Consider the following 12,525-nt stretch of genomic DNA (forward strand, 5'->3'; position numbering starts at 1 on the left):
GACCCCACTTTCCGGATACCGACCCTATGAGCGCCACCGTCACCCCCATCGCCGACGCCCACGCCCGCCACGCCGCGGATGCCGCGCGGCCGGCATCCGCCCCCGCACCCGCCCCGCTCGCCTGGTTCGACGGCGCGCTGGTGCCGGGCGACACCCTCCAGGCCGGCCTGACCACGCACGCGATGCACTACGGCAGCGGGGTGTTCGAAGGCGTCCGCGCCTACGCCACCGACTTCGGCGCCGCCGTGTTCCGCCTGCCCGAGCACCTGGAGCGCATGCGCCGCGGCGCCGACATGTTCGGCCTGCCGTTCGATCCCGCGCAGGCGACCGACGCTGTGCTGGCGACCCTGCGCGCCAACGGCCACCGCGACGCCTACATCCGGCCGCTGGCCTGGTTCGGCGAAGGCGGCTTCGGGCTGGATGTGGAAGGTCACGTGCCGCACATGATGGTCGCGTCCACCGCCACCCACGTGCACCTCAACGGCGCGCGTGCGCGCCTGGGCGTGTCGCGCTGGCGCCGCAACCCGGCCGACTCGCTGCCGCCGCTGAAGCTGTGCGGCGGGTACGTCAATTCGATCCTGGCCAAGCGCGAGGCCAAGGCGCGCGGCTTCGACGAGGCGCTGTTCACCGACCGCGAGGGCCGCGTGGTGGAGTGCACCGGCGCCAACGTGTTCATGGTGCAGGGCGGCGCACTCACCGCCGTGGCCCACCCCGATGCGCTCGACGGCATCACCCGCGACACGCTGCTGCAGCTGACCGGCGCGCAGGCGCGCGCGGTGTCGCTGGAGGAGCTGCTGCAGGCCGACGAGGTGTTCGCCTGCGGCACCGCGGCCGAGGTCGCGCCGGTGGCGCAGATCGAGGACCGCCACTACGGCGACAATCCGGTCACGCGCGAGCTGCAGGCGCTGTACGGGCGCATCGTGCGCGGCCGCGAGCCCGCCTGGCGCCACTGGCTGACCGCGGTCTGATGGACCCGGCCGTAGCCAGCACCATCGACGTGACCGCAAGCGACGTGCTGGCGGCCCAGGCGCGGCTGCGCAGGTACCTCGACGTCACGCCCACCCATTACGCGGAGCGCTTCGGCACCTGGCTGAAGCTGGAGAACCTGCAGCGCACCGGCTCGTACAAGGTGCGCGGCGCGCTCAACGCGCTGCTGGCCGCGCGCGAACGCGGCGACGACCGCTACGTGATCACCGCCTCGGCCGGCAACCACGCCCAGGGCATGGCCTGGGCCGCGTACCGGCTGGGCATCCCGGCGATCACGGTGATGCCCAGGACCGCGCCGGACACCAAGGTCGCCGGCGTCGCCCACTGGGGCGCGACCGTGCGCCTGCACGGCGAGACCTACGACGAGGCCAAGGCGTTCGCCAAGGAGCTCGCGGCCCAGAACGGCTTCCGCCTGCTGTCGGCCTTCGACGATCCGGACGTGATCGCCGGCCAGGGCACGGTGGGGCTGGAGATCGCCGCGGCCATGAACCCGGACGTGGTGCTGGTGCCGATCGGCGGCGGCGGGCTGGCGTCCGGGGTGGCACTGGCGCTGAAGTCGCAGGGCGTGCGCATCGTCGGCGCCCAGGTCGAGGGCGTGGACGCGATGTGCCGCGCGCTGAAGGGCGACCGCTCGCTGGTCGACCCCTGCGCGACCCTGGCCGACGGCGTGCGGGTGAAGGAGCCGGGCTACCTCACCGAACGCCTGCTGCGCGACCTGCTCGACGACGTGGTGATCGTTCGCGAGGCCGAGCTGCGCGAGACCCTGGTGCGGCTGGCGCTGGAAGAGCACGTGATCGCCGAGGGCGCCGGCGCGCTCGCGCTGGCCGCCGGCAAGCGCGTGGCCGGCAGGCGCAAGTGCGCGGTGGTCTCCGGCGGCAACGTCGACGCCGGGGTGCTGGCGCGTCTGCTGTCGGAAGTGCGCCCGCGTCCACCACGCAAGCCGCGCCGCCGCGCCCGCGAGCGACTTCCGCAGCCGGCGGCGACGCGCGACCCGCGTCCCGCCGGCCTGCTCCCGTCCCGTGATGCAGCGCACCCGCGGCCGACGGCCGCAACAGGTACCATCGACCGCGATATTCCCGAGGAACTCCTCGCATGAACACCACCCCCGAGTTCGTACGCATCTTCGACACCACCCTGCGCGACGGCGAGCAGTCCCCGGGCTGCAGCATGACCCCGCAGCAGAAGGTGGTGATGGCGCGGGCGCTGGCGGAGCTCGGCGTCGACATCATCGAGACCGGCTTCCCCGCCAGTTCCCAGTCCGACCGCGAGGCCACCGCCCAGATCGCGCGCGAACTGCGCAACACCACCCTGGCGGTGCTGTCCCGCTGCCTGCCCGGCGACATCGAAGCCTCGGCGCGCGCGCTCGAAGGCGCCGCGAAGCCGCGCATCCACGTGTTCCTCTCCACCAGCCCGCTGCACCGCGAGCACAAGCTGCGGATGAGCAAGGCCCAGGTGCTCGAGTCGATCGGCACCCACGTGGCGATGGCGCGCCGGTACGTGGCCGACATCGAGTTCTCGCCCGAGGACGGCACCCGCACCGAGGAGGACTTCCTGCACGAGGCGGTCGCGGTCGCGATCCAGGCCGGCGCCACCACGATCAACGTGCCCGACACCCTGGGCTACACCACGCCCGAGGAGATCCGCGGCCTGTTCGAGCGCATGATCGCGAACATCCCCGGCGCGAAGGACGTGATTTTCAGCGCCCACTGCCACAACGACCTCGGCCTGGCGGTGGCCAACTCGCTGGCGGCGATGGAGGGCGGCGCGCGCCAGATCGAGTGCACCATCAACGGCATCGGCGAGCGCGCCGGCAACGCCGCGCTCGAGGAACTGGTGATGGCGCTGAAGGTACGCAACGCCTTCTACAACATCGACAGCCGCGTCGACACCCGCCGCCTGGTGCCCACCTCGCAGCTGCTGCAGCGCCTGATCGGCATGCCGGTGCAGCGCAACAAGGCGATCGTCGGCCAGAACGCGTTCGCGCACGAATCCGGCATCCACCAGCACGGCATGCTGCGCAACCGCAGCACCTACGAGATCATGAATCCCTCCGACGTCGGCTGGCCGGACACCAAGATGGTGCTGGGCCGCCACAGTGGCCGCGCCGCCGTCGGCCACCGCCTGCGTGCGCTCGGCTACACGATGGAGGACGAGCAGCTGGACCAGGTATTCGCCCAGTTCAAGGCGCTGTGCGAGCAGCAGCGGGTGGTCGAGGACGACGACCTGGAGCGCCTGATCGACGGCGGCGTGGTCGGCCAGGGCTACCGGCTGTCGTCGATGACCATCAGCGACCGCGGCCAGCGCGCCAGCGCGCAGGTGGAACTGTCCAACCCGGAAGGCCGCAAGGTCAGCGAAAGCGCGCTCGGCGACGGCCCGGTGGACGCGCTGTTCGCCGCGCTGTCCAACGCCACCGGCGTGAAGCTGTCGCTGGAGAGCTACAGCGTGCACAGCGTCGGCCTGGGCACGGACGCGCAGGGCGAAGCCTCGCTCAGCGTCCACCACGAGGGCGTGGAATACCAGGGCACCGGCACCAGCCGCGACATCATCGAGGCCAGCGCGCTGGCCTGGCTGGACGTCGCCAACCGCATCCTGCGCCGCAGCCCGACCGGCACGCCCACGCTCGACGCGCGCGCCACCGCCTGAGCGGGACGGCCTGCCGCTGCGCGCTCGCGCGTCCGCGCGCATGCTTCTCGTTTCACTCCGCCGGAGCGGCCCCCGCGCCGCCCCGCCCGTCTTCCTCGCACCTGTCCAGAGTCCATGCACGCTGACATCGTCGTACTGCCCGGAGACGGCATCGGTCCCGAGATCGTCGCCGCCACCCTGCCCGTCCTCGAAGCCGTCGCCTCGCGCTTCGGCCATGCCTTCTCGTTCGCCGAGCACGACATCGGCGGCATCGCCATCGACCGCCACGGGGTGCCGCTGCCCGACGCGACCCTGGAGGCCGCGCGCGCCGCGGACGCGGTACTGCTGGGCGCCGTCGGCGGCCCGAAGTGGTCGGACCCGAAGGCGAAAGTGCGCCCGGAGCAGGGCCTGCTGGCGATCCGCAAGGCGCTGGGCCTGTTCGCCAACCTGCGTCCGGTGCGTCCGCACGCGGCCGCCCTGGACGCCTCGCCGATCAAGGCCGAGCTGCTGGCCGGCGTGGACATCGTGGTGGTGCGCGAGCTGACCGGCGGCATCTATTTCGGCGACAAGACCCGCAGCGACACCGACGCCACCGACCTGTGCCGCTACAGCGTGGCCGAGGTCGAGCGCGTGGTGCGCCGCGCCGCGGCGCTCGCGCGCCAGCGCCGCGGCCACCTGACCTCGGTCGACAAGGCCAACGTGCTGGAGACCTCGCGCCTGTGGCGCGACGTGGCCACGCGGGTGATGCGCGAGGAATTCCCCGACGTCACCCTCGAACACCAGTTGGTCGACTCGATGGCGATGCACCTGCTCTCGAAGCCGCGCGCCTACGACGTGATCGTGACCGAGAACATGTTCGGCGACATCCTGACCGACGAGGCCTCGATGCTGGCCGGCTCGCTGGGGCTGCTCGCGTCGGCCTCGCTCGGCGACGGCAAGGTCGGGATCTACGAGCCGATCCACGGCTCGGCGCCGGACATCGCCGGCAAGGGCATCGCCAACCCCTACGCGACGATCCTCAGCGCGGCGATGCTGCTGCGCCATTCGCTGGGGCTGGAGGCCGAAGCGGCAGCGATCGAAGCGGCGGTGTCGGCGGCCCTCGACGCGCGCGTGTTCACCGCCGACCTGGCGCCGTCCGGGCAATCGGTCGGCACCACGCAGGCGGCGCAGGCGGTCATCGACCGGCTCGGCTGAGCGGGCGCGCAGCGCGCGGACCCGTCCGCCGGCAGCGCCTGCCGTCGACCATCGCGCATGCGAAGACGCCGCCCTCGGGCGGCGTCCTCGTCTCGGCAGGGGAACAGGGGCTTGGATCAGGGCCCGGCGCCGAACAGCCACGGCTGCGCCGCGCGGTGGCGCACCTCGAACGCAGCGATCGCCGCGTGCTCCTGCAGGGTCAGGCCGATGTCGTCCAGCCCGTTGAGCAGGCAGTGCTTGCGGAAGTCGTCGATCTCGAACCCGTGCCGCGTGCCGTCGGGCGTGGTCACGGCCTGCGCGGCCAGGTCGACGGTCAGCGAGTAGCCCTCGGTGGCCTCGCATTGCGCGAACAGCGCATCGACCACCGCGTCGGGCAGCACGATCGGCAGCAGGCCGTTCTTGAAGCTGTTGTTGTAGAAGATGTCGGCGAAGCTGGGCGCCACGATGGCGCGGAAGCCGTACTCTTCCAGCGCCCAGGGCGCGTGCTCGCGCGAGGAGCCGCAGCCGAAGTTCTCGCGCGCCAGCAGCACGCTGGCGCCGCGGTAGCGCGGAAAGTTCAGCACGAAGTCCGGATTGAGCGGCCGGTTCGAACTGTCCTGACCGGGCTCGCCGACGTCGAGGTAGCGCCACTCGTCGAACAGGTTCGGGCCGAAGCCGGTGCGCCGGATCGACTTCAGGAACTGCTTGGGAATGATCTGGTCGGTGTCGACGTTGGCGCGGTCCAGCGGGGCGACCAGGCCGGTGTGGGTGGTGAAGGGGGTCATGATCGGCTCCGCTCAGGCTGGCGACAGGGTGCGCACGTCGACGAAGTGGCCGGCGACCGCGGCCGCCGCGGCCATCGCCGGGCTGACCAGGTGGGTGCGCCCGCCGGCGCCCTGGCGGCCTTCGAAGTTGCGGTTGGAGGTCGAGGCGCAGTGCTCGCCGCTGCCCAGCTTGTCCGGGTTCATCGCCAGGCACATCGAGCAGCCCGGCTCGCGCCATTCGAACCCGGCGTCGAGGAAGATCCGGTCCAGCCCTTCGGCTTCCGCCTGCGCCTTGACCAGGCCCGAGCCCGGCACCACCAGCGCCTGCTTCACCGTCGCCGCGACCCTGCGGCCCTTCGCCACCGCCGCCGCCGCGCGCAGGTCCTCGATGCGCGAGTTGGTGCACGAACCGATGAACACGCGGTCGAGCCGGATCGAGGTGATCGGCTGGTTCGGCTGCAGGCCCATGTACCTGAGCGCGCGCCGGATCGAATCCTGCTTCACCGGGTCCGGCTCGCGCTCGGGATCCGGTACCGCCTCGTCCACCGCCAGCACCATCTCCGGCGAGGTGCCCCAGCTGACCTGCGGGCGGATGTCCTCGGCGCGCAGTTCGACCACGGTGTCGAAGTGGGCGTCCGCATCGGACACCAGCGTCCTCCACACCGCGACCGCGGCCTCCCAGTCGGCGCCCTTCGGCGCGAACGGGCGACCCTGCACGTAGGCGATGGTCTTCTCGTCCACCGCGACCATGCCCACGCGCGCGCCGGCCTCGATCGCCATGTTGCAGATCGTCATCCGCCCTTCCATCGACAGCGCGCGGATCGCGCTGCCGGCGAACTCCAGCGCGTGGCCGTTGCCGCCCGCGGTGCCGATGCGGCCGATGACCGCCAGCACGATGTCCTTGGCGGTCACCCCGGGTCCGGGCGTGCCCTCCACGCGTACCTGCATGTTCTTCATCTTCTTCGCCACCAGGCACTGGGTGGCCAGCACGTGCTCGACCTCGGAGGTGCCGATGCCGTGCGCCAGCGCGCCGAACGCGCCGTGGGTGGAGGTGTGCGAGTCGCCGCAGACCACGGTCATGCCCGGCAGCGTGGCGCCCTGTTCGGGGCCGACCACGTGCACGATGCCCTGGCGCACGTCGTCCATCCGGAATTCGAGGATGCCGAAGTCGTCGCAGTTCTCGTCGAGGGTCTGCACCTGCACCCGCGAGACCGGGTCGGCGATCGCCATCAGGCCGCCGGCGCGCTCGGCGCGCGTGGTGGGCACGTTGTGGTCTGGCGTGGCGAGGTTGGTGTCCACGCGCCAGGGCTTGCGCCCGGCCAGGCGCAGGCCCTCGAAGGCCTGGGGCGAGGTGACCTCGTGCAGGATGTGGCGGTCGATGTAGATCAGCGAGGAGCCGTCGTCGCGACGCTTGACCTCGTGCATGTCCCAGAGCTTGTCGTACAGCGTCTTGCCTGCCATCGGCGGGTCCCGCGTCGGTGGGTGGAAGCGCCGGGCGGCGTGGCGACCGGGCGTGGACCGATCCTAGGCGCTTGCGTTCGATAACTCCAATTCATATTTTTCATCCATCGCATAACCGGACCGACTCGATGGACCTCGCCAGCCTCGAGGCCTTCCTCGCCATCGCCGACAGCGGCTCCTTCTCCGGCGCCGGCGCGCGGCTGCATCTCACCCAGCCGGCGGTGAGCAAGCGCATCGCGGCGCTGGAAGCGCAGCTCGGGCGGCGGCTGTTCGACCGCATCGGGCGCGAGGTGGCGCTGACCGAGGCCGGGCACGCGCTGCTGCCGCGTGCGCGCCGGATCCTGTCCGAACTCGACGATACCCGGCGCGCGCTCGACAACCTCGACGCCCGTATCGACGGGCGCCTGAGCCTGGCCACCAGCCACCACATCGGCCTGCACCGCCTGCCGCCACTGCTGCGCGTCTTCAGCCGGGCCCATCCGGGTGCCGCGCTGGACCTGCGCTTCGTCGATTCCGAACAGGCCTGGGCGCAGGTGCTGCACGGACAGGCCGAGCTGGCGCTGACCACGCTGGGGCCGGCGGCGGCGCCGCTGCGCACGGTGCCGGTCTGGGACGACCCGCTCGAATTCGTGGTCGCGCCGGATCATCCGCTGGCCGCGCGCGGCGAGGTCGGGCTCGACGAACTGGCCCGGCACCCGGCGGTGCTGCCCGACGCGGACACCTTCACCCACCGCATCGTCGCCGGGCACTTCGCCGCCGCGGGCCTGGCGCCGACCCTGCGCATGACCACCAACGCGATGGAGACGCTGAAGATGCTGGCCAGCGTGGGCCTGGCGTGGACCGTGCTGCCGCACACGATGCTCGATGCGCAGACCACCGTGCTGCGCGTGCCGGGCCTGCGCCTGGCGCGGCAGCTGGGGCACGTGACCCACGCCGGGCGCACGCTGTCGAACGCGGCGCGCGCGTTCCTGGCCGTGCTGGACGGCGCGACCGGCTAGGCGGGCGGCGCGGCGGCGGGCAACGGGCCGGCATCGCCGGCGCCGGGGTGCCCGGGGCCGGGGCGTCCGGGCTCGTCGCGCCGCACCTTGAACCACGCCGCGTACAGTGCCGGCAGGAACACCAGCGTGAGTACCGTGGCCACGGTGAGCCCGCCCATGATCGCCACCGCCATCGGTCCGAAGAACACCGAGCGCGACAGCGGCATCATCGCCAGGATCGCCGCCAGCGCGGTCAGCACGATCGGGCGGAAGCGGCGCACTGTGGCGTCGACCACCGCGTCCCAGCGTGGATGCCCGGCGGCGATGTCCTGCTCGATCTGGTCCACCAGGATCACCGAATTGCGCATGATCATGCCCGCCAGGGCAATCGTGCCGAGCATGGCCACGAAGCCGAACGGCACCCGGAACACCAGCAGGAACAGGGTCACGCCGACCAGCCCCAGCGGCGCGGTCAGCAGCACCAGCGCGGTGCGCGAGAGGCTGCGCAGCTGCAGCATCAGCAGCGTCACCACCACGAACAGGAACAGCGGCAGCCCGGCCTTGATCGAGTCCTGGCCGCGCGCCGAATCCTCCACCGTTCCGCCGGTCTCCAGCCGGTAGCCGGGCGGCAGCGCCGCGCGGATGTCGTCGAGCGTCGGCAGGATCTGCGCGACCACGCTCGGGGGCGTGGTCGCGTCGCGGATGTCGGCGCGCACGGTCACCGTCGGCAGCCGGTCGCGGTGCCAGATGATGCCGTCCTCGAACGCGTATTCGAGCGTGGCGACCTGCGACAGCGGCACCGGCTGGCCGCCCGCGCCCGGGATCGCCAGGCTGCCGAGCAGGTCCAGCCGCGCGCGCTCGTCCTCGGGGCCGCGCAGCAGGATGCCGATCAGCTCGTTGTCCTCGCGGTAGGTGCTCACCTGCAGCCCGCTCAGCGAGCCGGACAGGAACTGCGCCACCTGCTGCGAGCTGATGCCGAGCGCGCGCGCCCGATCCTGGTCGATCACCAGCCGCACCACCTTGCTCGGCTCGCTCCAGTCCAGGTTGACGTTGGCCGCGTGCGGGTTTTCGCGCACCTGCGCCGCCACCTCGCCGGCGATCGCGCGCACGCGCTCGACGTGTTCGCCGGACACGCGGAACTGCACCGGATAGCCCACCGGCGGCCCGTTCTCCAGCCGCGTCACGCGCAGCTGCAGGTCCGGGAACCGGGGCGCGACTTCGTCGATCAGCCAGGTCCGCAGCGTCTCGCGCGCCTCCAGGTCGCCGGCGCGCACCACGAACTGGGCGAAGTTCGCCTGCGGCAGCTGCTGGTCCAGCGGCAGGTAGAAGCGCGGCGAGCCGGTGCCGATGTAGGCGACGTGGTTGTCGATGTCCTCGCGCGTGGCGAGCATCGTCTCCAGCCGTCGCGCCTGGACTTCGGTGGCGCGCAGCGAGCTGCCTTCGGCCAGCTCCATGTCGACCATGAGTTCCGGCCGCACCGAGTCGGGGAAGAACTGCTGCGGCACGAACCGGAACATCGCCAGCGAGAGCACGAACGCGGCGGCGGTCGCGCCGATCACCCAGCCGCGGTGCACCAGGGTCCAGTCGAGCAGGCCGCGGAAGCGCCGGTAGAAGCGCGTCTGGTACGGATCGTGCGGCGCGTGCAGGTTCGGCGGCGCCGATGCGCCCGTGGACGCTTCGGCGGGCGGAAGCGCCTGCTGCGCCGCCGTCTCGCGCGGCTCCGTCGCGCGCGCCGTGCGCCCGACCTCCGCATGCGGGCTGCGCGCGCCACCGCGTGCACGCAGGCGCGCCAGCCGCGCGGCCAGACGCTGCAACAGCGGCGGCGTCGCCTCGCGTCCGGCCATGTCCGGCAGCATGCGGTCGCCCAGCCAGGGGATGAACAGCACCGCGGCGATCCACGACACCAGCAGCGCGATCGTCACCACCTGGAACAGCGAGCGCGTGTATTCGCCGGTACTCGACGCGGCGGTCGCGATCGGCAGGAAGCCGGCGGCCGTGACCAGGGTGCCGGTGAGCATGGGGAAGGCGGTATTGGTCCAGGCGAAGCCGGCGGCGCGGAAGCGGTCGTAGCCCTGCTCCATCTTGATCGCCATCATCTCCACCGCGATGATCGCGTCGTCGACCATCAGCCCCAGCGCCAGCACCAGCGCGCCGAGCGAGATCTTGTGCAGGCCGACGCCGAACCAGTCCATCGCGACGAACGTCATCGCCAGCACCAGCGGGATCGACACCGCCACCACCAGGCCGGTGCGGAAGCCGAGCGAGAAGAAGCTCACCAGCAGCACGATCGCCACCGCCTCGGCCAGCACCCGCACGAACTCGCCGATCGACTCGTCCACCGCCGCGGGCTGGTCGGCCACCTTGCGCAGCGACATGCCGGCCGGCAGGCCTTCCTGCAGCCGCGCGAACTCGCGCTCGAGGGTCTGGCCGAGGCGCAGGATGTCGCCGCCCGCGTGCATCGACACGCCGATGCCGATCGCGTCCTCGCCCATGAACCGCATCTTCGGCGCCGCCGGGTCGGCGAAGCCGCGCTGCACCGTGGCGATGTCGCCCAGGCGGATGGTTCGGTCGCCGGCGCGGATCGGGAACCCGCGGATCCGGTCGACCGAATCGAACGCGCCGTCCACGCGCAACTGGACGCGATCGGTCGGCGTCTCGAAGAAGCCGGCGGGCACCACCGCGTTCTGCTGCGCCAGCGCCTCGCGCACCGCCTGCAGCGGGATGCCCAGCGTGGCCAGGCGGGTGTTGTCGACCTCGATCCAGATCTTCTCGTCCTGCAGGCCGATCAGTTCGACCTTGCCGACGTCGTCCAGCCGCTGCAGTTCCAGCTGGATGCGGTCGGCGTAATCCTTGAGCACCGCGTAGTCGAAGCCCTCGCCGGTGAGGGCATAGATGTTGCCGAAGGTGTCGCCGAACTCGTCGTTGAAGAACGGGCCGACCACGCCCTCGGGCAGGGTCTGGCGGATGTCGCCGACCTTCTTGCGCACCTGGTACCACAGGTCCGGGATCTCGCCCGAACGCATCGAGTCGCGCGCGGCGAAGATCACCTGCGACTCGCCCGGCCGCGAGTAGGCGCGGATGTACTCGTAGTCGCCGGTCTCCATCAGCGTCTTCTCGATCCGCTCGGTGACCTGCCGCGCGACCTCGTCGGCGGTCGCGCCGGGCCACAGCGTGCGCACCACCATCGCCTTGAAGGTGAACGGCGGATCCTCCGAGCGGCCGAGCTGCAGGTACGACAGCGCGCCCGCCAGCGCGACCACGATCATCGCGTACAGCACCAGGCTGCGGTTGCGCAGCGCCCACTCGGACAGGTTGAAGCGCATCGCTCAGCCTCCCACGGCGCGACCGGCGGACCGGACGCGGCAAGTTGCCGCGGGGATCACTGCGCCTGCTCCGCGGCTGCGCCGTCCAACGGCACCGGCCGATTGTCGCGGTCGACTGGCGCCACCGCCTCGCCTTCGCGCAGCAGATGGCCACCGGCCACGACCACCCAGTCGTCCGGCGCCAGGCCCGACACCACCGTGACGTGGCGCTCTCCGAACGCGCCCAGCCGCACCGGCACGGAACGCAGGGTGGAGGTCCCCGGTTCGACCACCCAGACCGCGTGCCCGCCACCGGGTCCCGGCTGCAGCGCGGCCAGCGGCACGCTCAGGGCGGCCGCATCGACGGCATCGCGGATGTAGACCCGCGCGCTCTGGCCCAGTTCGACCTGGTCGGCGTCGCCGGCGCGCAGCGCGACGCGGGCCGCATAGGTGCGGGTCTGGGGATCGGCGGCCGCGGCGATCTCGCGCAGCGTGCCGGGCAGGCGCCGGCCGGGCGCGCTCCACAGCTCCACCTCGGCGGCCTGGCCGATGGCGAAGTCGCGGATGTGCGATTCGGGCAGCGCGATGGACACCTCGCGGCCGTCGTCCCCGGCCAGGGTGAAGACCGCCTGTCCCGCGGCGACCACCTGCCCGGCCTCGGCCTGGCGGCTGGCGATCACGCCATCGCGCGGCGCGCGCAGCTGCGAGTATCCGGCCTGGTTGCGCGCCACCTCGAACTGCGCGCGGGCCGCGCGGGCCTGTTCGTCGGCGGCCTTCCAGGCCGCTTCCTGGGCGTCCATGGTCGAGGCGCTCACCAGCCGGTCGCGCGCCAGCGTGGCGTAGCGCGCGCGGTCGGCGCGCGCGCGCCCGAGTTCGGCCTCCGCGGCGGCCAGCTGCGCCTGCGCGGCGCTGGCCTGCAGCTGCTGGTCGCCGGGATCGAGTTCCGCCAGCACCTGTCCCTGGCGCACCGCGTCGCCGGCGTCGACGTGGCGGCGCACCAGATTGCCGCCGATGCGGAAGGCCAGCGGACTCTCCGCGCGCGCGCGCACCTCGCCGGGGAAGGCCGACTCCACGGCTTCCGCGGCATCGCCGGCGCGCGCCACCAGCACCGGGCGGGACCCGCTGCCGGAGATCGGTGCCTCGCCACAGGCCGACAGCAGGACCGCGGCTGCCGCGGCCGCCAGGATCCATCCCGGAAGTGTTCGCCTGACGTGCATCGGAGGGTGCCAGATTAATGAA

9 protein-coding genes are annotated in these 12,525 nt (G+C 72.3%); 5 read left to right on the plus strand and 4 right to left on the minus strand.

Annotation, left to right across the window (positions count from 1 at the left end; translation table 11 throughout):
- The first annotated feature begins 26 nt into the window (after positions 1–26).
- The 4 genes from QFW80_RS08305 (at position 27) to leuB (ending at position 4,803) form a co-directional block, all read left to right on the plus strand.
- On the plus strand, positions 27–968 hold the full coding sequence (locus QFW80_RS08305; RefSeq protein WP_280601205.1) for an aminotransferase class IV: 942 nt from the start codon (positions 27–29) through the stop codon (positions 966–968).
- Complete coding sequence (locus QFW80_RS08310) at positions 968–2,083, plus strand: threonine dehydratase (RefSeq protein ID WP_331488492.1); 1,116 nt, start codon at positions 968–970, stop codon at positions 2,081–2,083. The genes QFW80_RS08305 and QFW80_RS08310 overlap by 1 nt, the downstream gene beginning before the upstream one ends.
- The gene (locus tag QFW80_RS08315) at positions 2,080–3,630 is read left to right on the plus strand and encodes a 2-isopropylmalate synthase (RefSeq protein WP_280601207.1); all 1,551 of its coding nucleotides are present in this window, start codon (positions 2,080–2,082) and stop codon (positions 3,628–3,630) included. The genes QFW80_RS08310 and QFW80_RS08315 overlap by 4 nt, the downstream gene beginning before the upstream one ends.
- A 114-nt stretch (positions 3,631–3,744) precedes the next feature.
- Complete coding sequence (gene leuB, locus QFW80_RS08320; protein WP_280601208.1) at positions 3,745–4,803, plus strand: 3-isopropylmalate dehydrogenase; 1,059 nt, start codon at positions 3,745–3,747, stop codon at positions 4,801–4,803.
- Between the two features lie 116 nt (positions 4,804–4,919).
- On the opposite strand, the gene leuD is transcribed toward leuB, so the two are convergent.
- Positions 4,920–5,567: a 3-isopropylmalate dehydratase small subunit gene (gene leuD / locus QFW80_RS08325; RefSeq protein ID WP_280601210.1), complete on the minus strand. Its 648-nt coding sequence runs from the start codon at positions 5,565–5,567 to the stop codon at positions 4,920–4,922.
- A 12-nt stretch (positions 5,568–5,579) separates the two neighbouring features.
- Positions 5,580–7,007 (minus strand): 3-isopropylmalate dehydratase large subunit, encoded by a 1,428-nt coding sequence (gene leuC, locus QFW80_RS08330; protein WP_280601212.1) that lies wholly within the window; start codon positions 7,005–7,007, stop codon positions 5,580–5,582.
- Positions 7,008–7,135: 128 nt separating this feature from the next.
- On the opposite strand from leuC, the gene QFW80_RS08335 reads away from it, so the two are divergent.
- On the plus strand, positions 7,136–8,005 hold the full coding sequence (locus tag QFW80_RS08335) for a LysR family transcriptional regulator (protein ID WP_280601214.1): 870 nt from the start codon (positions 7,136–7,138) through the stop codon (positions 8,003–8,005).
- On the opposite strand, the gene QFW80_RS08340 is transcribed toward QFW80_RS08335, so the two are convergent.
- Together QFW80_RS08340 and QFW80_RS08345 are read right to left on the minus strand one after the other, a co-directional pair.
- Positions 8,002–11,307, minus strand: a complete 3,306-nt coding sequence (locus tag QFW80_RS08340) for an efflux RND transporter permease subunit (protein ID WP_280601215.1) — start codon at positions 11,305–11,307, stop codon at positions 8,002–8,004. The genes QFW80_RS08335 and QFW80_RS08340 overlap by 4 nt on opposite strands.
- Before the next feature lie 56 nt (positions 11,308–11,363).
- Positions 11,364–12,503, minus strand: coding sequence for an efflux RND transporter periplasmic adaptor subunit (locus QFW80_RS08345; RefSeq protein WP_280601216.1), 1,140 nt, complete (start codon positions 12,501–12,503; stop codon positions 11,364–11,366).
- Between the last annotated feature and the right edge of the window lie 22 nt (positions 12,504–12,525).

It is taken from the genome of Luteimonas rhizosphaericola, assembly GCF_029888045.1.
GTDB classification, from domain to species: Bacteria; Pseudomonadota; Gammaproteobacteria; order Xanthomonadales; family Xanthomonadaceae; genus Luteimonas; species Luteimonas rhizosphaericola.

Excerpts from the sequence above, each read along its gene's own strand:
- QFW80_RS08305 (WP_280601205.1), top strand. The coding sequence starts at position 27 with ATGAGCGCCACCGTCACCCCCATCGCCGACGCCCACGCCCGCCACGCC.
- QFW80_RS08310 (WP_331488492.1), top strand. The coding sequence starts at position 968 with ATGGACCCGGCCGTAGCCAGCACCATCGACGTGACCGCAAGCGACGTG.
- QFW80_RS08315 (WP_280601207.1), top strand. The coding sequence starts at position 2,080 with ATGAACACCACCCCCGAGTTCGTACGCATCTTCGACACCACCCTGCGC.
- leuB (WP_280601208.1), top strand. The coding sequence starts at position 3,745 with ATGCACGCTGACATCGTCGTACTGCCCGGAGACGGCATCGGTCCCGAG.
- leuD (WP_280601210.1), bottom strand. The coding sequence starts at position 5,567 with ATGACCCCCTTCACCACCCACACCGGCCTGGTCGCCCCGCTGGACCGC.
- leuC (WP_280601212.1), bottom strand. The coding sequence starts at position 7,007 with ATGGCAGGCAAGACGCTGTACGACAAGCTCTGGGACATGCACGAGGTC.
- QFW80_RS08335 (WP_280601214.1), top strand. The coding sequence starts at position 7,136 with ATGGACCTCGCCAGCCTCGAGGCCTTCCTCGCCATCGCCGACAGCGGC.
- QFW80_RS08340 (WP_280601215.1), bottom strand. The coding sequence starts at position 11,307 with ATGCGCTTCAACCTGTCCGAGTGGGCGCTGCGCAACCGCAGCCTGGTG.
- QFW80_RS08345 (WP_280601216.1), bottom strand. The coding sequence starts at position 12,503 with ATGCACGTCAGGCGAACACTTCCGGGATGGATCCTGGCGGCCGCGGCA.